Origin of the sequence: Paenibacillus sp. BK033, from assembly GCF_004345425.1 — a bacterium.
Classification (GTDB): domain Bacteria; phylum Bacillota; class Bacilli; order Paenibacillales; family Paenibacillaceae; genus Pristimantibacillus.
In genome coordinates this window covers 1,021,269-1,045,213 of sequence record NZ_SLVP01000002.1, presented here as the reverse complement: position 1 = coordinate 1,045,213, position 23,945 = coordinate 1,021,269, and the positions used below count along the sequence as shown (strand labels likewise).

At 49.5% G+C, this 23,945-nt stretch carries 19 protein-coding genes, 1 riboswitch and 1 other annotated feature; of the genes, 13 read left to right on the top strand and 6 right to left on the bottom strand.

Annotated features, from left to right (window positions below):
* Positions 1–21 precede the first annotated feature (21 nt).
* Positions 22–474 (bottom strand): hypothetical protein, encoded by a 453-nt coding sequence (locus EV294_RS11540; protein WP_132306858.1) that lies wholly within the window; start codon positions 472–474, stop codon positions 22–24.
* A gap of 134 nt (positions 475–608) precedes the next feature.
* Here EV294_RS11540 and EV294_RS11535 point away from each other — a divergent pair, with 134 nt between their 5' ends.
* Positions 609–1,247: a class I SAM-dependent methyltransferase gene (locus EV294_RS11535; RefSeq protein WP_165930655.1), complete on the top strand. Its 639-nt coding sequence runs from the start codon at positions 609–611 to the stop codon at positions 1,245–1,247.
* Between the two features lie 59 nt (positions 1,248–1,306).
* Here EV294_RS11535 and EV294_RS11530 read toward each other — a convergent pair whose 3' ends face one another.
* The gene (locus tag EV294_RS11530; protein ID WP_132306854.1) at positions 1,307–2,221 is read right to left on the bottom strand and encodes an NAD-dependent epimerase/dehydratase family protein; all 915 of its coding nucleotides are present in this window, start codon (positions 2,219–2,221) and stop codon (positions 1,307–1,309) included.
* 359 nt (positions 2,222–2,580) lie between these two features.
* On the opposite strand from EV294_RS11530, the gene EV294_RS11525 reads away from it, so the two are divergent.
* From EV294_RS11525 to mnmH, 3 genes are all read left to right on the top strand, one after another.
* Positions 2,581–6,252, top strand: coding sequence for a glycoside hydrolase (locus EV294_RS11525; RefSeq protein WP_132306852.1), 3,672 nt, complete (start codon positions 2,581–2,583; stop codon positions 6,250–6,252).
* A 191-nt stretch (positions 6,253–6,443) separates the two neighbouring features.
* Positions 6,444–7,493: a selenide, water dikinase SelD gene (selD, locus tag EV294_RS11520; protein ID WP_132306850.1), complete on the top strand. Its 1,050-nt coding sequence runs from the start codon at positions 6,444–6,446 to the stop codon at positions 7,491–7,493.
* Between the two features lie 25 nt (positions 7,494–7,518).
* Positions 7,519–8,553 (top strand): tRNA 2-selenouridine(34) synthase MnmH, encoded by a 1,035-nt coding sequence (gene mnmH, locus EV294_RS11515; RefSeq protein ID WP_132306848.1) that lies wholly within the window; start codon positions 7,519–7,521, stop codon positions 8,551–8,553.
* A 153-nt stretch (positions 8,554–8,706) separates the two neighbouring features.
* On the opposite strand, the gene EV294_RS11510 is transcribed toward mnmH, so the two are convergent.
* Positions 8,707–9,111: a VOC family protein gene (locus EV294_RS11510; RefSeq protein WP_132306846.1), complete on the bottom strand. Its 405-nt coding sequence runs from the start codon at positions 9,109–9,111 to the stop codon at positions 8,707–8,709.
* Positions 9,112–9,209: 98 nt separating this feature from the next.
* Between EV294_RS11510 and EV294_RS11505 the strand changes: the two genes are divergently transcribed.
* Complete coding sequence (locus EV294_RS11505; RefSeq protein ID WP_132306844.1) at positions 9,210–9,809, top strand: hypothetical protein; 600 nt, start codon at positions 9,210–9,212, stop codon at positions 9,807–9,809.
* Positions 9,810–9,868: 59 nt separating this feature from the next.
* Here the strand turns inward: EV294_RS11505 and EV294_RS11500 are convergent, their stop codons facing one another.
* A complete protein-coding gene (locus tag EV294_RS11500; RefSeq protein WP_132306842.1) occupies positions 9,869–10,363 on the bottom strand; it encodes a pyridoxamine 5'-phosphate oxidase family protein in 495 nt (164 codons plus the stop codon).
* Positions 10,364–10,580: 217 nt separating this feature from the next.
* Positions 10,581–10,837: a binding site (T-box leader), on the top strand.
* 61 nt (positions 10,838–10,898) lie between these two features.
* Between EV294_RS11500 and EV294_RS11495 the strand changes: the two genes are divergently transcribed.
* The 6 genes from EV294_RS11495 (at position 10,899) to EV294_RS11475 (ending at position 16,744) form a co-directional block, all read left to right on the top strand.
* Entirely contained in the window at positions 10,899–12,575 is a 1,677-nt protein-coding gene (locus EV294_RS11495; protein ID WP_132306840.1) for a glutamine--tRNA ligase/YqeY domain fusion protein, read from the top strand.
* A 132-nt stretch (positions 12,576–12,707) separates the two neighbouring features.
* Positions 12,708–13,730, top strand: coding sequence for a DUF2332 domain-containing protein (locus EV294_RS11490; protein WP_132306838.1), 1,023 nt, complete (start codon positions 12,708–12,710; stop codon positions 13,728–13,730).
* A gap of 207 nt (positions 13,731–13,937) precedes the next feature.
* Complete coding sequence (locus EV294_RS11485; protein WP_132306836.1) at positions 13,938–14,291, top strand: hypothetical protein; 354 nt, start codon at positions 13,938–13,940, stop codon at positions 14,289–14,291.
* Positions 14,292–14,561: 270 nt separating this feature from the next.
* Complete coding sequence (locus EV294_RS30525) at positions 14,562–14,756, top strand: hypothetical protein (RefSeq protein WP_207918128.1); 195 nt, start codon at positions 14,562–14,564, stop codon at positions 14,754–14,756.
* Positions 14,757–14,774: 18 nt separating this feature from the next.
* Positions 14,775–15,203 carry a hypothetical protein gene (locus EV294_RS11480; protein ID WP_132306834.1) on the top strand — a complete coding sequence of 143 codons (429 nt, stop codon included), beginning with the start codon at positions 14,775–14,777 and terminating at the stop codon, positions 15,201–15,203.
* 104 nt (positions 15,204–15,307) lie between these two features.
* The gene (locus EV294_RS11475; RefSeq protein ID WP_132306832.1) at positions 15,308–16,744 is read left to right on the top strand and encodes a glycosyl hydrolase family 28 protein; all 1,437 of its coding nucleotides are present in this window, start codon (positions 15,308–15,310) and stop codon (positions 16,742–16,744) included.
* 131 nt (positions 16,745–16,875) lie between these two features.
* Here the strand turns inward: EV294_RS11475 and EV294_RS11470 are convergent, their stop codons facing one another.
* The gene (locus EV294_RS11470) at positions 16,876–17,688 is read right to left on the bottom strand and encodes a transglutaminase-like domain-containing protein (RefSeq protein WP_132306830.1); all 813 of its coding nucleotides are present in this window, start codon (positions 17,686–17,688) and stop codon (positions 16,876–16,878) included.
* A 14-nt stretch (positions 17,689–17,702) separates the two neighbouring features.
* A riboswitch (cyclic di-GMP riboswitch) is annotated at positions 17,703–17,793 on the bottom strand.
* Between the two features lie 70 nt (positions 17,794–17,863).
* On the bottom strand, positions 17,864–18,553 hold the full coding sequence (locus EV294_RS11465; RefSeq protein WP_132306828.1) for a class D sortase: 690 nt from the start codon (positions 18,551–18,553) through the stop codon (positions 17,864–17,866).
* A 180-nt stretch (positions 18,554–18,733) separates the two neighbouring features.
* Between EV294_RS11465 and EV294_RS11460 the strand changes: the two genes are divergently transcribed.
* Both EV294_RS11460 and EV294_RS11455 read left to right on the top strand, forming a co-directional pair.
* A complete protein-coding gene (locus EV294_RS11460) occupies positions 18,734–22,540 on the top strand; it encodes a collagen binding domain-containing protein (protein WP_132306826.1) in 3,807 nt (1,268 codons plus the stop codon).
* 434 nt (positions 22,541–22,974) lie between these two features.
* Positions 22,975–23,943: an ABC transporter permease gene (locus EV294_RS11455; protein ID WP_132306824.1), complete on the top strand. Its 969-nt coding sequence runs from the start codon at positions 22,975–22,977 to the stop codon at positions 23,941–23,943.
* Positions 23,944–23,945: the final 2 nt, after the last annotated feature.

Sequence of the window (23,945 nt, the reverse complement as noted above, 5' to 3'; positions counted from 1 at the left end):
CGTTTTGTTTTCCTCCTCTTTCTATAGGTTGAAAGTTCCGCCAATAAGCGTAATCGGTCCGGAGATTGTGGCTTGACCAGCACCTGCAAGCTCTGCCGTCAGGCAATATTGTTGAAAGGTTCCGACGTTCTCTATACTTGGCTGATCGGTGAATTGCAAGGATAAAGTTTTATCTATCGTTAATATAGGAACGTCATGGCCTAGAGTGATGGAATCGACGAACCAGCAAATTAACTTATGGTCGGATGTAAACCCGCCGCGGCGTATTCGGAAAATCATATTGATATGCTGCGTGTTCTGTAACAGAGGAGTCTCCCAGCCGATCGTTGCATAACCATTTACTCGGGTTTGATAATCCGGTATGGAAAGGAAGACGGATGTAAGCAAAATCTCGGTACCCGCGGTCAAATTCAGCGGCAGCGATTCCGCTCCGACAGATACCTCCTGCGCGGAAAAATCAATCCAATTGCTCAAGCCGATCTCCTCCTCGTTTTTTTGCTTTCATATATTAGATTCATAGATTTGGTAGGATGCAATGTACAGATATCCCCTGGTAAATATCTGTTCTTCGGAATAAGTTTGATTTTATGGTTAGTGGAGGGAAAAAAATGGATGACGAAATTGCGAAGATGGAACGAATGTATGCAACGTCAGTAGATGACGCCATGCCGGATCATTACTTTCGCTATCAATATGCGGTACGATTTATCCGCCCTGGTGATATTTTGCTTGATGCAGCATGCGGTTCTGGCTTTGGAACGCATTACATGGCAACCCAGTCTGCTTGCACATTAGCTGTCGGGGTGGATAAGTCTGAGCATGGATTAGACTGGGCGGTTCATCACTTCTTCTCCCACAAAACCGTTTATTGCCAGACCGATTTATCGGGCAATTTCCATGAGGAGCTCCCGCTGCCACTCTATGATGTCGTTATTTGTTTTGAAACGGTAGAGCATATGAAGGATGATCAGTCATTTATCCGAAAACTGTATCAATGCTTGAATAAGGGCGGGGTGCTGCTTATTTCCGCGCCTAACGAGAACGTTATTCCCTATTTGAAAAATCCCTACTTTTTGCATGGCGTCAACCCGCATCATTATCGCCACTATCGTCCTGAAGAGCTGCGCAGCTTGCTTGTTAAGCAAGGCTTCCATATCCAGCAGGCCGTAACGCAAGATAACGATACGTACGAGATTGTGCCCGGAAGGGACGATGGATTCACAATTATTTATGTGGCCACCAAGTGAAAAAAATGACGGAGAAAGCTAATATGCCACTGGCTGCAGTGACGATATTAGCTTTCTTGTTATTTCATTTGCACATGCTGATAGGTGTTAGAGAGCCCTTCAAACAAACTGCATGCAGGCCGCCAGCCTAATCGTTGACTGGCTTTTGTATTGTCCAGACAGCTGTCCATAATATCGCCAGGCCGTTCCGGGCCGTAAATAATCTCGACATTTTGACCGTGGATAAGCTTTATTATTTGAATCAAATTGTTTATGGAAGTGCGCAATCCCGTGCTGATATTGATCGTTTCCTGGTCTCCTTGGTGAATAGCTGCCAAGTTCGCTTGGACAACATCCTGCACATAGATGAAATCGCGGGTTTGATTTCCGCTGCCGTTAACGTAAAGAGGAAGGGCTTGTTTTAATTTGTTCATAAAAATAGAAACGACGCCGCCTTCACCCGAAGCGTTTTGCCGAGGGCCGTACACGTTGCTGTATCGTAATATCGTATAGCGAAGACCACACATTTCATGGAACAGCCGGATATAGTTTTCTCCAGTAAGCTTGGACAGTCCGTAATAGGAAATGGGGGCTGTAACGGCATCCTCCGCATTCCTTTCTTTATTGGAATCGCCATAAACAGCGGAGGTAGAAGAAAAAACAAGCTTGCCGACTTCGGCCTGCCGGCATGCCATCATAAGGCGAATCGTTCCAACGATATTGACGGAAGAATCAAAGGCGGGATCCGCTACTGAATGCTGGACATCGACCTGCGCAGCCATATGAAATACAACATCTGGTTTAACTTGCTTGATGATCTGCATAGCGGCATCACTATTAATGTCCAGTTCATGTAGAACTGCATCGGGATGGACGTTGTATTTAAAGCCTGTAGATAAATTATCAATGACATGGACTGCGGCGCCTGCTCGAACAAGCGCATCTGTTAGGTGGGAACCAATAAAGCCTGCGCCTCCAGTAACTAAAGCTTTCATTATTCAACTCCTCAATTGACGATATCCTTCATAGTACGTGCAAGTTTGGAGTTGGAATAATGTATATATCTCATAGACTATAGCCAATTTATTTCATTCGATATCTAAGAAAGCTGGTTAAGGACTGCTTATTCCATTGTTCATTCAACAGGAAAATCCATGATTAGACAAAAATAACGGCTGAGCGAAGAAATTTTTAGGAGAAAAGTAGGATGTGGAGGGGAGGGACAGGAAGTAAAATCGAGAGCGTGGAGCCCCTCTTCAGATGACGGCTCCACCTTTTCGGAGCTTTAAGAAACCGGTTTCATGAAACCGTTTTCTTAATTGGCCCAACCAATTCAAATCAAGGGGGAAGACGAGTGAAACCGTTCAAGCTTAAGAAAAGGACCGCGGCAGCCATGCTGGGTACCGTCATCAGCCTTACCTCGCTGGGGAGTCCAACTTACGCGGCAGAAGCAGCGATAACGCCTGTTACATTCGACGCCGTCGTAAAGGTGGATGCCTCGACCACCTTCCAGACCATCGATAACTTCGGAGCGTCCGATGCCTGGAGCATGGAGCAGCTCGGGAAGAACTGGACGGAGGAGAACAAGAACAAGGTAGCGGACCTGCTCTTCTCAAGGGACAAGGGGATTGGCCTTACCGCTTGGCGTTTCAATATCGGGGCGGGCTCAACCGAGACGGACAAGACGATCATTACCGATCCTTGGCGCCGCGTCGAATCGTTCAAATCCTCGGAGAACGGCCACTATGACTGGAGCAAGCAGGCCGGTCAGCAATGGTTCCTGCAAGCAGCCAAAGACCGCGGCGTAGATACGCTTATCGGCTTCGTGAACAGCCCGCCGGTATGGATGACGAAGAACGGCCATGCCCAGCCGGATTCCACGGTTGGATCCACGAACCTGAAAGACGGGTACGAGGACGAATTCGCGACCTTCCTGACGGATGTCATTGAACATTTCAAGAAGCAAGGCATTTATCTGAACTATATCAGCCCGATCAATGAACCGACCTGGGACTGGAACAAAGCGGGCCAGGAAGGCAACCGATATAACAACGACGATATTAAGCGTGTTATTCTCGAGCTGTACAAGCAGCTTCAGGCCAAAGGGCTTGAGACGCAGATCAGCGCGCCGGACGGCGTAGAGATTACGGCACTGCTGGACGATGAAGTATTCAAATCCTTCTCGGGCCAAGAGAAGTACAGCGGCGGCTCCAACAGCCTTGGCGTTGGCAAATACCGCGAATATATTAAAGACCTGCTCGGGGATCCGGAGCTGCAGGAAGCGGTTGGCCATCATATCGCTTCTCACTCCTACTGGTCGGATTACAGCAAGACGGGTGATGACCGGTACGGCACGTTAAGGGATTTGCTGTTCTCCAATTTGAACAAATACGACCGCGAAGCGGTTTATTGGATGAGCGAATATTGCATTCTCGGGGACTACGGTCCCGGCCGAGACCTTGGCATTGACCCGGCGCTCTATATCGCGAAGACGATCCATTTCGACCTGGCGAGAGCAAATGCTTCCGCATGGCAGTGGTGGACGGCCGTATCCGCGGGAGATTACAAGGACGGCCTGATCTATACCGACTTCCATAACCCGGGCGACGAGCAAAATATTCTCACTTCGAAAATGTTCTGGACGCTAGGCAACTACAGTAAATTCATCCGTCCGGGCGCGGAGCGTATCGCGCTCTCCGGTCTGGATGAGAATGCGCGTAACGGCGCATTGCTCGGATCGGCCTACAAGCATGACGGAGAGAATACCGTAACGACGGTATTCGTCAACGACAGCGCGAAGGAGCAGCATATCAAGGTTGAAATCAGCGGCATCGACAAGCATGAGGCGGTTCATGTATTAAAGCCGTATGTCACATCGGCAGACGAGGATCTGGCGAGAGGCTCGGACATTCCGGCATCGGCTGACGGCTCGTTCGATGCGGTTATCCCGGCCCGTTCCATCGTGACGCTTAACGGCGATGTCGTAAAAGAAAACAAAAAACCGGATGCTCCTCAAATCGTAAAGGTAGAGCCGCTTAACAAAGGTCTTAAAATCGACTTCGAGGCTCCAAAAGGCGCTTACCGATACGAAGTGGAATACGGCAGCAAAAATGACAAGAAGGTATTGAAGCTGTCGAACATGTCCACCGATACGGTTATTCTGCAAGGTCTGAAGAACGATAGCCAGTATGATGTGACGGTACGAGCGGGCAATGACAATGGCTTTGGCCCGCCATCCAAGAAAGCGTATGGCACGCCTAAGCTGCTTGCGCCATCCGGCGTAAAAGCCGCAAGCTCGGATGGAGGTTTTGTCCTCACTTACAATACTCAGATTGGCGTACCGTCTTATCGCGTTCGATACGGCACCAAACAAGGCAATTATGACAGGCAATATGTGACCCAGGTACCTAACGGCAAGATTCAGATTGACGGACTTGCGAACGGAACGGTGTATTACGGCGTTGTGGAAGCAGTCGACGGCACAAGCGCGAGCCAGCCTTCCGTCGAATTTCAAGTAATGCCGGATATTGCCGCGCCAGGCAAGCTGGTTGCGATCCCGGGCAACGGGGAAGCGCTGCTTACGTTTGGAGCTGTTGGTGGAGCAGCCGGCTACAGCGTGCAAACCTCGCTGAACGATAACGCTCAGCAGATCACTAGCAACAAAACCGTATTAACCGGTCTAACGAACGGAGAAGCGGTAACCGTGCGCGTCTCGACGATTGGCAAAGGCGGCAGAGGAACCGGCTACACCGAAACCTCGGTTACGCCTGCGAACGGGGAAATCCGGTTTAAGGACGATTTTACAAGCGGTAATCTCTCGGGTTACACGCAGGATGTAAGCAAGTGGGTCATGGAAGACGGACTTCTAAAGCATGCTTCCGGCGGCAATAACCGCGGCGAGATTGGCGTAAACAATCTTTCGATCATTGACGGTACCATTACCGCTGTAGCGAAGCATGCCTTGGGCGAAGCGGATTGGGGAATTACGTTCCGCGGCAGCAGTTATTCGAAGGGGTATGTGTTTGGCTTCGAGAACGGCATTCTGTTCCTTCGCAGAGACGGGCAAAACCTGGCCGAAGCCGTACCTTTCTCGCCTAAATTAGGGGAGTACTACAAGATGGAGGTACAGCTCGACGGTCAGCATATTCAGGCCTATCTGGACGGAAATCTGATCTTTGACGTCAAAGATTCGACGTACACGAGCGGACGCGTTGGACTGCATAGCTGGGCGGACGCGCAATTCGCTTACCTGCAGGTTGCCCGTAATCCCGAAAACCTGACAGCCGCTCCGGAAATTTATCAGATCAAGGAAGGGGACGGGCAGGTTGTGCTTCAATTCAGGGAAGTAGACGGAGCGGACAGCTACCTGATCCGTTATGCGCCAAAAAATGGCGGAGCGGCAGCGGAGGTTGCAGCAACACCAGGCTCGTCGGTTGTAACGGGCCTTCAGAACGGCACGGCTTATTCGTTTAAGGCCGTGGCCGTTCGCGGCGGAGTTGCTTCGGAATCCGCACCCATGGATGCGACGCCTAACTCGAATAACAAAGTCGTCTATTATGCGGATGCCGGAGACGGAACTCCTGGCACTCTAGAGGATGGCGAAGTGTTGGGCATTTACCAGTCGCAGGAGGAGCAAGAGTATGGCCTTGATTCGATTACCGGCATGAAGTGGGGCTATGTCGCCGACGACGGAAAGACATGGGCTCAAACCTCCCCGGTAGACGCTTACGAGACGATCCGCCAATACGACGGCAACGAGAACGGCAAAGGAATCGCCTACCGCTTTCAGCTGCCGGAGGGTGCGTACAAAGTGACGGTTGGCTTTTATGATCCATGGAAGGCCAGCGACCGGAATATGGACCTGACGATTAACGGCGAGACCAAGCTGAGCGATTACGTCATTGGCTCCAGCCGCGAAGCGAAGGTATTCGAGAACATTTCCGCAGTAAACGGCGAGATTATTGTCAAAGCGGTTAAGGACGGCAATTCCAAGCCGATGATTGCATGGATAAAGATTGAGAAATAATATTGATTGCAAGCAAAAGCGTGCGCTTCCGAGAAAGGAAGCACACGCTTTTTTTCTAAGGCGTATTTACGAGGGATTTGAAATATTACGGACTGCTTAGGACGGACAATTAGATTTTATCGCCATAATCCTTTATCATTATCCTATATGGTTAGCTTAATAAAACCTTATATAGAGAGGATACGAGCCAAATGCCTGATACTGAAAAAATCAAACTGACTTCCTACTCCACGAAAGGCGGCTGCGGCTGCAAGATTGGTCCCGGCGACCTGTCGCAAGTTATCCGTTCCCTGCCGGTACCCGTGGCGGATCCCAATCTTCTGGTCGGCATCGATACGAGCGACGATGCAGGCGTATACAAATTAAGCGACGACCTTGCGCTGGTGCAAACCGTCGACTTCTTTACTCCCATCGTCGACGATCCGTATTCGTTCGGACAGGTAGCCGCCGCCAATGCGATCAGCGATATCTACGCGATGGGCGGCAGACCGCTGACCGCGCTGAACATCGTTGCCTTTCCGATCAAGACGCTCGACAAACAGGTGCTGGCCGATATTTTGCGCGGCGCGGGCGATAAGATGAAGGAAGCCGGCATTACCCTCGTTGGCGGCCATTCCATCGACGATAACGAGCCGAAGTTTGGTCTGGCCGTTACAGGGCTCATTCACCCGGACAAAGTGAGAACCAATGCGGGTTCGGTTCCGGGAGACAAGCTTATCCTGACCAAGCCGATTGGCGTAGGCATTCTTACGACCTCCATCAAGAAAGACAAGCTGTCGGATGAAGAGGTTCAGCGCGTGACGGATGTGATGGCAACGCTGAACAAGACGGCGGCTGAAACGATGGAGCCGTATAATGTGCATGCGTGCACGGACGTGACCGGTTTTGGCTTGATTGGTCACTCGCTTGAGATGGCTAAAGGCAGCGGCGTCGGAATCCGCATCCATGCGAGTGAAGTGCCGATGCTGCCGCGCGTTAGGGAGCTGGCCGAGGAAGGTTTCGTACCGGGAGGAACCAAGAACAACTTCGCCCATGTGCAGGATTCGATCAGCTTCCCGGAAACGCTGGATCAGATCGGTCAATGGATTTTATGCGATGCGGTGACGTCCGGCGGATTGCTTATTTCCGTGGATGGCAGCCAAGCGGAGGAGCTTCTGGGCAAGCTGAAGCAATTCGGCGTGGAAGCGGCCATGATCGGAGAGACGGTAGCCGACCATCCGGGACGTATCGTTGTACTGTAGCTTGATCGGATAAGGAGCGGTTAACTTGTTTCAAGACATCACCATAGAGGAATTGCTGGCATTACGGGAGAAGAAAGAAATCGTGATGATCGACGTGCGTTCTCCATCGGAATACGCCGATTCCACCATTCCGGGGAGCCTGAATATTCCGCTCTTCGACGATTCGGAGAGGGCGGAGGTGGGCACGATTTACAAGCAGGTCAGCGTCCAGGCGGCCAAGGACCGGGGGCTTGAATTATTTTCGGCCAAGCTGCCGGCTTTCATCAAAGCCTTCGAGCAGATCAAAGACACTAAAGCCGTATTCTGCTGGCGCGGCGGCATGCGAAGCAAGACGACGGCTACGGTGCTGTCGCTGATGGGAATCCGGGCTTACCGGCTGACCGGAGGCTTCCGAACCTACCGGAAGTGGATTGTGGATACGCTTGAGCATCTCGAGCTCAAGCCGCAGGCGATTGTGCTTCAAGGCCATACGGGAACCGGGAAAACGGCGATATTGCGCGAGCTTCAAGGGGAAGGCTATCCTGTTCTCGATTTGGAAGGCATGGCGGGGCATCGAGGCTCGATCTTCGGCCAAGTCGGGCAAAAGGCGAATAATCAGAAGACGTTTGAAGCTTTACTCGTAACGGAGGTGCTGAAGCTGCAGGACTCGCCGTACGTGCTGATGGAGGGGGAGAGCAAAAGGATCGGCAAAGCCGTGCTGCCTCCATTCCTGATCGAGAAGAAGGAAGCCGGGAAGCAGCTCTTTATCCGTCTGCCGTTGGAAGAACGGGTCCGCCATATCGTGGAGGACTACAATCCGTATGAGAACAAGCAGGAGCTGATTGCCGCGTTCAGGCAGATCGAGAAGCGGATGCATACGCCGATTGCCGCGCAGATTATGCAGGCTCTGACGGAAGACCGGTTCGAGCCTGCTGTACGCCTGCTATTGGAGCATTACTACGATCCGCGTTACGAGCATTCCATGATGCAATATGAGCAGGATAGAATCGAAATCGAAGCGGATACGATCGCGGATGCGGTGCAGAAGGTGAAAGCTTATCTCGCTTTCCATGCTAAATAACGATGAAACCAGTCTAAGGGCCGCCCGCTAGAGAAATGGCTCGCATAAACGAAGTGAATTTAAAAAAAGCGTTGTAGAGGGCTATCCCTACAACGCTTTTTTTATCCCATCGTCAATAACGCAACTTATTGGATAACGCGCTTTTCATTTGCATTAAGCCTTCTGAGCAGCAGTTGTGATCATCCATCTTAGGCCGAATTTGTCCTCGATTTGTCCAAATAGGGCTCCCCAGAAAGCCGGCTCCAGCGGACAAATGACGTTGCCGTTTTCCGCCAGCTGATCGAAGGCAGCTTGAGCTTCAGCTTCATCTTGGTATTCCAGACTCAGATTAATCGCATTGCCTTGTCTAAGCGGCTCAAACACGGAGTCGGACATAAGAATGGTAATGCCTGCCGCCGTCATGCTGAGATTAACAACCTTGTCCTTCAGTTCTTCATTGGATTCAGGAAGCTGGCCGTGGGTGACAACCGACAAAATTTCTCCTCCGAGTGCCTGCACATAAAAGGCTGCCTGTGCTTTCGCGTCTTCCGACATTATGTAAGCCGTAAGTTTTGCCATTTGAATAACATCCTTCCGTCGTGGTTTAGACTGTCTTCTTCAGTCTCTATGAAGACAACGAACGAGGGATGTCCAAATCGACAACGGATATCATTTTTTTGAAAAGATTTTTCCGGGCCGACCGGGTACTACGAAAGTTAGAACTGACGGGCTTGCTATTCCCAAGGTATAATGCTGGTAAATTCATCCTGCTTTATGCGAAAGGAAAGGGGAGAAGAGCGATGCATCCAGCTATGGGCCAACTATTCATGAGGAAAATCATAAGCGCCGGCATAACCACTTTCTTATTTACCATTATTTTCGCCATAGGGGAGCCGGATTTATTTCGCATTCCTAATAACCTGTCCTTAGGAGATAGATTGCATGAAGCGTTTTCCAGCGTTTGTTTCTATCTGTTGTACGCCGGCCCTGTTATTTACGTTTACGGATCGATGACTTCGCTGCTCAGTGAAATCATTGCACGTTTTGTTGCCCCGAGGCGTTGGGTTCAATTGACGGTCTCCGCCGTATTTCATGGCGTTTTCGGACTTATTCTTTATCAAATCAGCTTATTGGCCGCGGCGATCTTTTACTTGTCGGATACGATCTTTTTCATCACCCGGAAGAAGCCGTTGACTCCCCATATAACGGTTGCAAGCGTCCTTCTTCCTCTTGGCCTGTGGCTTGCGAGTTGGATTTATATCCGTATGACTGGCTAAGAAAAAAGCCTCATGCTCCAAGTCTGCTTTGTTTGCGGACGAAGGCATGAGGCGTCGTATTAATTCATTTCCACCGTCTGATTCAGCTCGGTTCCTTCCGTATTTTTACCCATTAACCGATTGAACAGAAACTTCACCATCTTGAACTTGTTGCCGGAATCCCAATATTCGGCGGCCTCGGCATCCACCTTGATCAGCACAAGGTCCGGATCGTCATAGGTTGTCTCCAGTATTTCCTCGTAGGCTTTATTCCAGAATTCCTTTATTTTGTCGGTGCTGTCCACAAGCTCCGCCACGCCGCGGATGGAGACAAAGGATTTGTCCGCGTAAGCTACGTTCACTTGCTTATTGTGGAGCAGCTCGTGAAATTTCTCCGTATCCTTCTTCGTAAGAAACCACAGGGTGCCGTCAAATTCGACATCCTGCGTCTTCATCGGGCGTGACACCAAGCCTTCCTCCGATACCGTAGTCAGCATCGCGATTTTGATGTCCTTAATCAGTTCCCTTACCTTCTCGATGGCTTCCTGAGTATTAGAATTTGCATGCATTCCCATCACCCCGTCCTAAAATTTATGTATCGATATAGTATTACACAAGGAACGGTCCGGCTAATCAGTTATTCATCTCGAAAAGCACGATAAGCCAGTATTTAGCTGTGATCCTTTATTGTTTGCCGCGGTGCTTTCCGTTACGATGGAGGAGTACAACCGGATAAAAAGCGGAATACCGTTTACAAATTAGGGAATTATTCGTATTATAATAAACAATTATGGAAACGCAATGACGAGAAGAGTAAGGGAATAACGTTCTTGAACAGAGAGCTCCGGCAGCTGAGAAGGAGCGGAGAGCGATTCCCCGAACCAAGCCTCTGAGCAGCATGACGGATCCTTACGGGGTGATGGCATGACGGGAGCTCCCGTTACAGAGCTAGAGTATAACCATTGCATGCATGCAATGCCGTACTCGAAGAGGTTGATGTGGCGACATATTAACAAACTGGGGTGGCACCGCGGAACTTCGTCCCCAAGACTTAACGTCTTGGGGGTGGAGTTTTTTTTGTTTCGAAATTCTTTTTAGGAGGGTTACAAAATGGAGAATTCAAAGGAACATTTAGCGGAGCACCATATGTTTAGACTTATTAGCGAGGAGCTTGAACGGAAGCCGTTCAGCAGGGAAATGTGCACGAGATTTCCTCCCGAGCCTAACGGCTATCTCCATATCGGGAGTGCCTACGCGATTCTTACGAACGCTATGATCGCGCAAAATTTCGGCGGCACCTTTCATCTGCGGTTCGACGACACCAATCCGCTAAAGGAAGATATCGAATACGTAAACGCGATAATCGAGGATATCAAGTGGCTTGGCGTTGACCCGAAACAACATATTTATTACGGCTCCGATTATGCGGAAATGATCTACAATGCCGCTATTACCCTAATCAAGAAAGGCAAAGCATTCGTATGCGATCTGACGCCTGACGAGTTAACGGAATACCGCGGGACTTTAACGGAGCCCGGAAGAAACAGTCCCTACCGGGAACGCTCGGTGGAGGAAAATCTGGAGCTTTTCACAAGGATGAAAAACGGAGCCTTTCCGGCCGGTTCCAAAGTATTGCGCGCGAAAATAGACATGGCATCGCCCAATATCAATCTGCGTGATCCGGTTCTTTACCGTATAATTTACGCCGAGCATTATCGGACCAAACGCGACTGGTGCATCTATCCGATGTACGATTTTGCGCATCCGATTCAAGACGCCATTGAAGGAATTACCTACTCGCTCTGCTCGATTGAATTCAAGGATCATCGGCCTTTGTACGAATGGGTCCTGAATGAACTGGAGATTGCCGAACCTCCGCGGCAAAGAGAGTTTGGCCGATTGAGCTTAACCGGCGTTGTCACGAGCAAGCGGTTTTTAAGACAGCTGGTGGAAGGCGGCTTCGTGGACGGATGGGATGATCCCAGACTGCCTACCCTTCGCGGCTTAAGTCGCAGGGGGTATACGCCGGAGAGCATCCAAGATTTTATTGAAGAAATCGGGAGCATCCGAAATCAAAGCATCGTGGACATTTCACTCTTGGATCATTTCGTTCGGCAGGACCTTAAGGAGAAAGCGGCAAGCGTGATGGCGGTTATGGAGCCGTTAAAGGTCACCATCACGAATTATCCGGAAGATTCGGAGGAAATGCTGCTGATCGAAAATAACGGCGAGAACGAAGCGCTTGGAAAAAGAGAGGTTCCATTCTCCAGAACCATATATATCGAGCGGGAAGACTTCATGGAGGAGCCGCCCAAAGGCTATCACCGGCTTTGTCCTGGCGGAGAAGTTAGGCTGAAGGGAGCTTATTTTATCCGATGCGATGAGGTTATGAAGGATCCTATTTCCGGTGAAGTCACAGAACTGAGATGCACGTACGACCCGCTTACGAAGAGCGGTTCAGGCTTTACCGGGCGCAAGGTGAAAGGGACGATTCATTGGGTTTCCGCGGCGCATTGCATCCAGGCGGATGTTAACCTGTACGATAAATTGCTTCTGGACGGGGAGCTGCCACGGGATGATGAGGATTGGACATTCAAAATAAATCCCGATTCCTTGGTTCGGAAACAGGTTCTCATTGAAGCGCATGTTAAGCATGCCGGTCCCGAGCGAAAATTCCAGTTTCTGCGACATGGGTATTTCTCTGTTGACACGAAACCCCGTAAGGATGATCATTTGGTGTTTAACCGGGTTGTACCGCTTAAGGATAGCTGGAAAAAACCGAACTAACAACGGGAAGGAGGCCAATCGAAATTGGCTTCCTTTTATTGTTGATAAACAATATCTATCCGCGGGATAAAAAGGTTAAAGCATGATGGTTGAGCCGCTCATGGTATCATACCCCTATCTGGAAAGAAGGTGGTGTGCTCTATGGAACAATTGTCCGAACGGTTTAGACGGTTTGCCGATATGGAATGCAGGCATTCCAGCCGATTATATGTATATCTGGCAAGGAATGCGGCTGAAGATCCGGAGCTTCTTAAGCTTGCTGCCCATTCGCGGCCCGGGCAGCCTGTACCGAATCTTTTTCTGGGGGCGGTTCATTATTTGCTCTTGAAGGGCATTCGGCATGAACTCGCTTATTATTATGACAGCATTGTGCAAGATCCTAAGGATTTGGCCGGGGTATTTGCTCCATTCAAGCAGTTTTGCAAGCAATATGAGGCTGAGATTGTCGATCTCCTGGAAACCAGGCTCGTACAGACCAATGAAGTGCGGCGCTGCGCCTACTTATATCCTGCTTTCTGCTATATCTATCAGTTAACAGGTAAGCCGCTATCCCTAGTTGAGATTGGAACGAGCGCCGGCTTGCAGCTCCTGTGGGACAAATACAAGTATTCCTATACATCCCAAACGGTGGAGTATGGTAATGAGCATGCTGCCCTGAAAATTATATCTGAACTAGGAGGGAATCCTTTTTTATATGCCCAAAGTCCCCCGGTAGCTGACAGAGTTGGAATTGATCTGCATATCAACGACCTTAAGGATCCGGATCATTACCTTTGGCTGAAAGCGTTGATCTGGCCGGAGCATAAGGAACGGAGAGCTTATTTCGAAGCGGCTGCGGCATGTTTGGAGCATTACCCCGTTCATCTAATCGAAGGCGATGGGGTTGAGCTTCTCCCCGACATTATCCCGACACTAGCAAACGATTCGACCTTATGCATTTTTCACACTCATGTGGCCAACCAATTTCCTGCCGCAACAAAAACCAAACTTATCCAGTTCATTCAGGTACTAGGCCAGCAAAGAGATGTTTTCCATCTCTATAACAATATGTGGGACATGGACCTCCATCTCGACTTTTATGGGAATGGCGAAGAAAAGAAGCTTACACTTGCCGAAACAGACGGCCATGGCAGATGGTTTAAGTGGAAGGGATGAATTTCACCGGCGTATTTTTCCGTTGTTACAGGCGCACGGCAAAGCTACCCCCAAAACCGGAGACAAAGACGAATACTATAATACGTTCGATTATTGTAGAATCATCGCTTGTTTTGTTCCCTATTAGTTCTAGAGGGCCATCTTAGAAGATGGTCCTTTTCATTTATGCGGAGGAGTATATATTAATAATAAGGAGGCTGTCCGAAGATGAAACATACGGCTGATCGAATACAGAGTTTTTATCAAAAACAGTACAAGCTCTGCTACATCCAATCCTTTAATCTGGTTCGCTGCGAGCATGAAGCGGGGATGTTGACGGATAATTTGATCATAACGCTTAGTTCGCTTCCGCTCGCCCAGGATGCTCCCAAATTAATCATTACGTTTGAGGATGTCAAAGATCTGAAGATAGGCAGCTTCCAGGGAGCCTTCCGTTTGGATATCAACATTCAGGATATTTCATCCGACCAGCTTGAGAATATTAACTTCCGGGTAAAAGAACAAGAGTACGAAGCCTTTGCCTTTGTATGCAGATGCTTCGAATGGGTTAGAACCTATTAGCGGGATGGCTAAAAATGCTTAAGCGAAAGTCCAGAAGCGCCGGCAGTATGGAATCCATACTGTCGGGTGCTTTTTTTATTGAAAACGAAACTATTCATCCGCCTCCGCCGTCTAACAACTAGAATTAAACCCTTATACTGGAATTTACGAACTTAGAGGTGATCGATTATTAAGCTGCAGAGAAGAACGATCGTCAAGCTTGCCGTTATTGTTGCAGCAGCCTTATGGATCATTAGCTTCCTGTCCCCGCAGTTAACGACCCGGAGGTATATGCTGACCAGCTTCCATCTTGGAAGCGTATTTGCGTCTAAAATTACCAATATGCATCGCTATGATCATCAATACGGCCATTTGTACGATGTGACTAACTTCAAAGACAGAGTTACCGGTGGCGGAATGAGCGTATTTTACTTGAAAAAATTTGGACCGTTCTGGATCGTTTCGAGCGTTGGAACGGGGCCTTGATGGAAGGAGGGGCTCGTCATGAACATCAGCCTAAAGAGCTGGAGGATACGGCTTATTGTTGCGCTATTTTTGGTACTAGCATTCTATATTGGTTTTTATGTCTGGATCCTGCAAAGCGTTAAACATACCGTAACCTCGATCTATATGGACGGGAAAAACGGAATAGCGTTAGACGATTCCTCTGTTTCGGATGCGGTTAAAAGCAAGTTTCTTCAGTTTGTGGATTTCCCGAATCAAAAGCCCGATGACAACGTCCAAGTTCAATTAAGCACGGGTCATGTCTTTCATACCTTTACCAGAGGGACGGTATGGATTCGGTACACGTACGAAGGCGTTGGTCGACATGACCATGCAGCCAGGTATGGGGTATCCAGAGTTCCAATCAAGATTAAAGCCAAGCTTGATCATGGTTCGTGGGTGATCGTCGATAAGGAGGAACAGCCCTAAGGCCAGGAGTAAGTTTTTACAAGGAATCTAGCGAAATTACGATTGCTGGGCGTAATGCCGGCTAAGTAGAATAAATGGAACAAACCGTTTAGGAGAGTGTTCCCTTGGCAAAGGCAGCCGCTAATTCATTATCCGTTTATCCGATTCCAAAAGCATTGCCCGTCAATCATGATTTTGATGTATTTATACGCATCCCGGGCGGGGAATGGACGGAAGTTGGAGTCCTGCTCGTTAAAGTCGACATGCATCATGTAAGAGAGGCTTCGCTTGCGAAATTCGATTGCAACGGTGAAGTCGAAGTGAAAGTCATTTGTAACCGTGAGCCCGTGAGGGATGCCGTTATCCGCCCGCTCTCCACCGGCATTCATGCCGAAATCATTGACGACCGAACCATGCAGTTCCGCTTATCCAAGCCGCAGAAGCTGTCGGTTGAAATAAACGGCGACCGGTTCCATAACCTTCATTTGTTTGCCAAAAAGCTCGCGGAGCAGCGTCCCGATTCGTCGGATCCCGGCGTTGCTTGCATTCATCCCGGCATTCATCGAATCGACGATTTGCAAGCAAAGCTGGCGGATGCCCGTTATCATACGTTATGTTTCGCGGCTGGTCTTCATCATATTGAGCAGGTCGTTGTTCACGTTCCATCGAACAAGAAGATTTACATCGAGGGAGGAGCTTATGTAGCGGGAGCTTTCGTCTGCGACAAGGTGGAAAATGTGCAAATCTCCGGCCACGGAATTATTTACTTGGCGGAGTTCGGCCGCTTCTCAGCGTTCCGTGGCGTCAGGATCATGTATTCGCGGAATATTTCGGTGTCCGGCATAACCGTTGTGGATCCGCCGCATTACAGCATTTATTTGGGACAGTCGCAGCAAATACGAATTGCCGACTTCGAGTCGTTCAGTACGCGAGGCTGGTCTGACGGCATCGATATGATGTCCTGCAGCGACGTTGAGATCGATCATGTCTTTATGCGAAATTCCGATGATTGCATTGCCATTTACGGGCACCGCTGGGGGTATTACGGCGATACGCGCAATATTACAGTGAAGAATTCAACCCTATGGGCAGACGTGGCGCACCCGACCAATATCGGTACCCACGGCGATTACGAAGCAGACGGCACGCAAATTGAGAATATTACTTTCGAGAATATCGATATTCTGGAGCACCATGAACCCCAGGATAATTACCGGGGCTGCCTGTCTATTAACGCCGGGGACAAAAATACGGTGCGCAATGTGACCTACCGCAATATCCGAATCGAACGGTTCGAGCTCGGCAGAATCATCGATATCCGGGTAGTGTGGAATCCGGATTACAATCCGGTCCCGGGCAGCCGGATCGAACAAATCACGTTCGACGGCATTTACTATACCGGCAGCGACAATGCTGTCTCAAGAATCAGCGGCTTTGACGATGATCGCTGCGTCGACGGAGTAACCGTCCATAATCTCTATATCAACGACCTCAAGGTCACTAATATCTCTACCGGCAATATCGAGTTAGGAAGCTATGTAAACAATCTCACTTTCAGTTAAGTTTTCCTTGTATTTAAGATGGTGGTGTTCCATCATTTCTTCCCATCGCCTTGCTCATGGATTCCGCAAAGGAGCAAAATCTAAAAATAGCGTTGCAGGGATAGCCCATGCAACGCTATTTTTTATGGTCACTAAAAGTATTTAGTTACAGTGTAATTCGCGGTATTTTTAAAAAGGCTGGGCTTTTGGCCGCCTTGGATGCGGGCGGCATCGTAGGTTGTGTCTATAATAACCCATTTTTTCAGATTGCTCAGGTACACTTCGTTCCAGGCATGTTCTACGTTCGGCTTGCTGCGTTCTCTGCCCATGACGAGTTTTGTCGGGATGCCAAGGCTTCTGGCCATGGCCGCAAAGGTCGCCGCGTAATCGTAGCAAATGCCTCCGGAAGCCTTGAACACGGTATCCAGGTTCGGAATATAGCCGGCTTTCACGGTCTTTGCTTTGTTATTATCGTAGACGAATTTTTTGGTGATGAAATTATAGATCGCTTGAACCTTTTGTTGATCCGTAGCAGCGGTTTTCGTCAACTCGGCCGCTTTCTTGACCGCCATGGTCTGGCTTGTCCAATTAATCAGCGGATTGGATAGCTTGAACACCTGCTTGTCGTCGGTCTGTTTCACCGCCAAGGTTTCCTGCTTAATAACTTTGTACTGCGTGGCATTCACAGCTTCGGCGATTAGTACCGAATAGCTGCCATTTCCAAGCTGCAGCGGATATTTAACGCCGTTAGTCAGAGGATAATCGTATTGGGTCTTGCCTTTGGCAATGCGGACAATCACTTTCGCGCCGTTTGCGGGCTTGTAATTAACGGTTATGTACCCTTGAGCGACGCCTTGTTTCCCGATAATCGCGGCGGTCGTGGAAGTGGCGGCGAACGTGCTGTTCACGGGCAGGCAGGAGGCAATCAGAGTTGCAAGCAGCAGGAAAAACATTCTTTTAAACATAAAAAAACTCTCCTTTCGGCGGCTGGCTGTCATCTCGGGCATGCGCGCGAGGAAGACCCTGTAGCTTTGCGTCTTTAGCTTTCGCTAAATTTGCCTTTGTCGGTGGAAAGCACCGGTTAATTTGGTTTGCTAGTTTTAATTTACTATAAGCTTGCCGGTTTTCATAGAAAAATCTTCAAGATTCGGCGTTCTGATTTTCGGCTAGAATTCCTTTCACAATGATCCTTTGGGTCGGTTTATAAAGAGGATGGCAGGTAATAAGCGTAATTTCGCTGTCTTTTCCGTTTCCTTCCAGCACCTCGACTTGCGTCGGTTTTACGTATTGCTTCGAATTTACGATATAAGTGAAAGTCTCGTCAGCCGTCTGCACCTGAATGCGGTCGCCAATCTCGATTTCGTCCAACCGGTTGAAATTTTTGCCGTACGTATGGCTGCGATGGCCCGCGATGGCGTAATTGCCGATCTGACCGGGCTTGCCGGTATGCAGGATGCTTGCTACGGATAAGGCTAGATGCGCCTGCGTCGCGTTGGTGATAATAGGCAGCTTCAAATTAATTTTGTCGATGATCAGCACGCCTTCGATCGATTTTTTGCCGATGCCTTTGGACTGAAGCCGCTGTTCCATATCATCCGCCGAGTTGGCGCCGGTTAAGGCCGGGCTGACGGAAGCGGGTGTTTGGTCCTGCTCATCGGCCGTCGTATTCTGCGCATCAATAGGTACCTGGTCTATTCTTTGCAAGTTGTCTTCCCATGCCTTAAGGATTTGACGCTGCTGATAAATCTCGTAACGGTCCTTAATGGTCGGGTAGAGAAAGATGAGAAGTCCTGCGAGAATGAGGAGAATGGGAGCAATTTTTTTAATCATTTTGTCGAATCCTACCTTTTTTATGGCTAAAAATGGATTAAATTGGTTGCGACGTTGTCGAATTCTAGTATAAACTGGATAAGTGCTTTCTGCCTAGTTGTTTTCTCTATTTTTTAGTAGAATAGCGCAAATGGCTGGGACGATAGACTATCATTCAAGAAAAGAGGTTGATGACGGAAAATGGTTTTTAAAAAAATAGCGGGATTAGCAATCGTCCTGCTGCTGCTTTCCCAGGTGGTAAGCGGGACCGGCTTTGTTTCTAAGGCGTATGCCTCGTCCATCGATGATGTGATCAACATCATTGACAGTGCGGAGCTAACCGTACTGGATGCCGGCAATAATCCCGTACCGCTTACGGAGCTGCTTGAGCAGGGGGCGAAAGTAAACCTAGCCTATAGCTGGTCACTGCCCAACGGCCACGGCTTTAAAGAAGGCGACACCTTTACGTTCGGAATTCCGGACGAGTTCTTGCTGTTCAATGACATCTCCGGCGAACTTATGCTGGACCCTGAGACAACAGTCGGAACGTTCGCGGCAACAGCTTCGACCCATCAAGTGGTAATGACGTTTAACGATTACATTACCGATCACGACGATGTAGGGGGCATCCTAAAATTCTCCTCGCAATTCGATAAGCAAAAAATTACGGGAAGCACAACGCATGCCATCACCATTCCGACCAAGGGCGGTACTACGGTGTTTACGCTGCGCTTCAAACCAACGGTTACGTCGACAATCGAGAAGAGCGGCGTGCCCGCAGGCTACAATCCGAAGTCGATTGACTGGACCGTAGACGTGAACAAGGCGCTTGACACCGTTAATAACGCTGTCATGACCGACCCTATTCCGGCCGGCTTGTCGATGGCGGACGCCTCGTCGGTTCAGGTTTACGATTTGAACGTTAATCTGGACGGATCGGTTGCTGTCGGCGGCGCGGTGGATCCAAGCCGTTATACGGCGGATATTACGGGCGGCGCTCTCAACGTGCATTTTGCCGACCCGGTCACATCGGCGTACCGCATCAAATTCACCACGAGCATCGATGATGCCAGCAAGGCTTCCTTCAGCAATACCGCCAAGTTCATGGGCGACAACAAGCCTGAAGTAACCTCTAACTCAACGGTGAACGTCAATTACGGCAAGCTGCTCGATAAGTCGTCGACGGGCTATGATTCCAATACCCAGACGATATCTTGGGCGATTAATTACAATTACAAGGAACAAGCCATTGATCAGACGGACGCGCTGCTTGCGGACACGTTTAATGATGTTCAGGAGCTTGTGCCAGGTTCCATTGCGGTATATCCGGTAACTTTCGATATCAACGGCAACGGAACGAAGGGGGCCGCTCTTCCGGGGTCGGATTACACGGTAACTCCGACCAATGATCCCGCCCAACACTTGAACGGTTTCAATCTCCAATTTAACAACGCGGTCACTTCCGCTTACAAAGTGGAGTATCAGACCCGTTCCATCGATCGCGTAGACGGATCGGGCGCCACGAATATCGTGAACAAGGTTACTGCGAATGGAGCAATGGCTTCCGCTAGCCGCGGCATCAAGCAGGTTATTTTGCAGAAGGGCACCGGCACGATCGATTACGCTGCGCAAACGGTATCCTGGCGTATTCGATTAAATGAAGACAGCAAAACAATGTCTAACGCCCAGTTGATCGACGAGTTTACAAAGGGCGGAATGCAGCTGGTACCGGGGAGCTTAAGCATAACGCCGGACAGCGGAACGGCGGCCGCCTATACGGTTACCGAAATAGCAAGCCCAACTCCTGCGGTTAATGACGGCTTCAAGATTCAGTTTACCGAAGCGATTCACGTGCCTTATACCATTACGTACACAACGAAATACAACAACGATTGGCTGAACTCGGATTGGATTACAACAAACGCCTCTTATCCCAACCACACCACGGTAGATTGGGATGAGAACGCAGCAGCATCTGCTGTCGGGGTAACGGCAACGTTTAATCCGAATAACGAAACAAAGGCCAACGGTTACAAAAAAGGGTCTTACAATGCGGCGACCAAAGAAATCACTTGGACGGTAGGCGTAAACTACAATCGCAAAACATTGGCAAACGCGATCGTGCAAGATCAATTGCTCGCCGGCCAGAAGCTGATTCCGGAATCGCTTCACGTGTATAATATGACGGTTCCGGCCAACGGAAATCCCGCTCAGGGCACTGAAGTCGATGCCGCGGAATACACCGTCAACTATACGGGCGATGTGGTGAAAGTAACCTTTAACCAACCTATCTCCGCGGGATATATTCTGGTGTTCTCCACAAGCCTGGCGGATGACCTCATCGATGCGTCGATAGGCAACACGGCCCAGCTGCTGGACGGGACAAAATCCGAATCCAAGGATTTGACGGCTTCCGTCAATATTCCTCAAGGCGGCGAGTACGTTAACAAGGACGGTCAGCAGAACGGCGGCAAGATCAGTTGGACGATCTATATTAACCGTGGGCAATCGACCGTAAACGACGCGCTTGTGACGGACGAGCCTACGGATAATCAGCTGCTCATTCCGGAGTCGTTTAATTTGTATCCGACGACGGTTGCCGCAAGCGGAACCGTTACGAAAGTGAACACGCCGCTCGTCAAAGGCACGGATTACACGCTTGCGATCGAGACTGATCCCGAAACGGGCAAACAGCTCTTCAAGCTGGCGTTCCTGCACCAAATTACGAGCGCCTACGTGCTGGAGTACCAGTCGCTGATCGTGGCCCAGAATGGCGATACGGTCTCTAACAAGGTCAGCTTCAGCGGCAACAATGTGCAGGCTGTCACCAAGGATTCCGCAAAAGATATCGTCGTTGGCGTATCGGACGGTTCGGGGACGGGCAGCGGCGTACGCGGCGCTCTCACGGTGCTGAAGCAGGACGGGGATACGCAAGCTGCGCTTAGCGGAGCGACTTTCGCGCTTTATCGCCAATCGGGCTCGGACCGTATTCTCGTAAATACGCTGACGACAGGCGCGGACGGCAAAGTTGAATTCAAGAAATTGCTGTACGGAAACTATGTGCTGATTGAAACGGCCGCACCGGTCGGTTATCAACTAGACGCAACCGAGCGTCCTGTCAAAATCGATTCGACAACAGCCGTTAACCTGATCATCGACAATGCTAAAATTTTGGTCTCGCTCACGGTGTTGAAGCAGGATAAGGATAACCATGATCCTTTAAGCGGAGCAACCTATAACCTCTTCCGTCAATCCGGAGCGGTTCGCACGCTCGTGAACACGTTAACGACGGGAGCGGACGGGAAAGCCGTATTTACAAACCTGCCTTATGGCGATTACGTACTTCTTGAAACGGCAGCGCCTTCCGGATATGTACTGGATACGACGGAGCATCCGGTGGCCATCAATTCGCCTACGAATGTTGAAGTGACCCTTGACAATGTGAAAAGGCCTCCTTCACCACCACCGGTAACGCCAACGGATCCGGAACCGCCGACTCCGACGCTGCCGTCAGATCCGGAACCGTCGACGCCGACAGAACCGACAGATCCGGTACCGTCGATGCCTACCGAACCGACTGACCCGGAACCATCGACGACGCCTTCGAAGCCCGTCAAGCAGCCGGACATCCATAAAACGACCAAAAAAGACGAATTGATCGAAAGCAGCGTGAATGTACCTCTTGGCGGCATCGCTGTCGTGAATCAAGGTCCAAAGCATGGTGAGGTCATCGTCAAGCCTGATGGCAGTTGGACTTATAAGCCCGACAAAGGCTATACGGGCAAGGATCGTTTCACCATTATCGTTAAAAATAAGGATGGCAATGCCACGGAAACCTTGATTACGATTACCGTCGATGGCGTACCCCTGGGCACCATTGATTCAGGCACGCCGACATTGCCGAAAACTGGAGAGGGCAGTCAATTGGGAATAAGGCTGGTAGGATTAGCTATTATTCTCGTAGGCGTATTCTTAATGAGTAGAAGGATAATGCGTAAAGCAGAATAAATGTAGTGAGAATGTATGTTTATTGATAACTAACAAGGGGGTGTCCCATAAGTCATGAACATGACGATGGGACACCTCTTTCGTGTTCGGGTATTAGAAATCGAAAAATAGCGTTGCAGGGTCAGCCCTCTGCAACGCTATTTTTATGAGAAATAACTGTTATTTCGCGCTCGAGGAGCATTTAATTGCGCAGTATGAAGCGAAAATTACAAGGAATCTTGTAATTTTATGATATTTTCGTTTTTTTGATACGCTTACAATTTAAGTAGCAAGTCAACGACAGAGAGTAGGAGAATGAACATGGCGAAAGACGAGATTGAGCAGTGGATCGGCAGCACATGGAACAAAATCGAGCGATTGAAGCTACGCTTCGCTTGAACAACAAGCATGTGCTCCTGTGGTAGAGAGAAGAGGAGAGAAAGGAGCAAGAGAGGATGGAAAAAACGCATGCCGTCAAACTTGAAAGCGTCAACATTCCGGGAAAGCAATCCGCTTTAAAGCGCACCTGGAAAGAGTACAAAAAAAGCAAATATCTTCTTCTTATGCTGCTGCCGGTGCTCGTATGGTACGCGATCTTTTGCTATGGGCCGATGTACGGCATTCTGATTGCCTTCAAGGATTACAGTCCTGTTCTCGGAACCTGGGACAGTCCTTGGAACCACTTTGCCTACTTTGATTACTTGTTCAACCAGTCGCCCGAGTTTCCGAGGATTCTGAAAAATACGGTTATCATCAGCGGGTTGAATATAATTTGCGGATTTCCGGCGCCTATTATCCTAGCTCTGCTGCTGAACGAGCTGCGGATTACCTGGTTTAAGAAAATCGCGCAGTCGATTTCGTATTTGCCGCATTTCTTCTCGTGGGTTGTTCTATCCGGCATTGTCTTCCTGATGCTGTCCCCGTCGACTGGACCGGTTAACTACATTCTGGGCTGGTTCGGAGTCGATCCGATCTACTTCCTCGGGGATACAAGATATTTCCGCTTTAGCCTGGTGATCACGAATATCTGGAAGGAAGTGGGCTGGGGAACGATCGTCTACCTTGCGGCCCTGTCGGGGATTGACCAGACCTTGTACGAAGCAGCGCGGATGGACGGGGCGAACCGATGGAAGCAGACCTGGCATGTGACTTTGCCTTCCATGCTGCCGATTATTTCCATTATGTTCATCCTGTCGCTTGGCGGCATTCTGAATGCGGGCTTTGACCAGATCTACAACTTGTGCAGCCCGGCCGTATTCGAAGTCGGGGATGTCATCGACACCTATGTTTACCGTCAAGGGATCGTGAATTTCCAGATGGGATTAACCACGGCGGTTGGCTTATTTAAAAATATCGTCGGGATTACGCTGGTCCTCGGGACGAACTATATCGTGAAAAAGATGGGACAGGAAGGCGTTCTGTAAGG

Excerpts from the sequence above, each read along its gene's own strand:
- EV294_RS11530 (WP_132306854.1), bottom strand. The coding sequence starts at position 2,221 with ATGAAAGCTTTAGTTACTGGAGGCGCAGGCTTTATTGGTTCCCACCTA.
- EV294_RS11510 (WP_132306846.1), bottom strand. The coding sequence starts at position 9,111 with ATGGCAAAACTTACGGCTTACATAATGTCGGAAGACGCGAAAGCACAG.
- EV294_RS11485 (WP_132306836.1), top strand. The coding sequence starts at position 13,938 with ATGAAACATACGGCTGATCGAATACAGAGTTTTTATCAAAAACAGTAC.
- selD (WP_132306850.1), top strand. The coding sequence starts at position 6,444 with ATGCCTGATACTGAAAAAATCAAACTGACTTCCTACTCCACGAAAGGC.
- EV294_RS30525 (WP_207918128.1), top strand. The coding sequence starts at position 14,562 with ATGCTGACCAGCTTCCATCTTGGAAGCGTATTTGCGTCTAAAATTACC.
- EV294_RS11500 (WP_132306842.1), bottom strand. The coding sequence starts at position 10,363 with ATGGGAATGCATGCAAATTCTAATACTCAGGAAGCCATCGAGAAGGTA.
- EV294_RS11470 (WP_132306830.1), bottom strand. The coding sequence starts at position 17,688 with ATGTTTAAAAGAATGTTTTTCCTGCTGCTTGCAACTCTGATTGCCTCC.
- EV294_RS11535 (WP_165930655.1), top strand. The coding sequence starts at position 609 with ATGGATGACGAAATTGCGAAGATGGAACGAATGTATGCAACGTCAGTA.
- EV294_RS11465 (WP_132306828.1), bottom strand. The coding sequence starts at position 18,553 with ATGATTAAAAAAATTGCTCCCATTCTCCTCATTCTCGCAGGACTTCTC.
- EV294_RS11480 (WP_132306834.1), top strand. The coding sequence starts at position 14,775 with ATGAACATCAGCCTAAAGAGCTGGAGGATACGGCTTATTGTTGCGCTA.
- EV294_RS11455 (WP_132306824.1), top strand. The coding sequence starts at position 22,975 with ATGGAAAAAACGCATGCCGTCAAACTTGAAAGCGTCAACATTCCGGGA.
- EV294_RS11495 (WP_132306840.1), top strand. The coding sequence starts at position 10,899 with ATGGAGAATTCAAAGGAACATTTAGCGGAGCACCATATGTTTAGACTT.
- EV294_RS11460 (WP_132306826.1), top strand. The coding sequence starts at position 18,734 with ATGGTTTTTAAAAAAATAGCGGGATTAGCAATCGTCCTGCTGCTGCTT.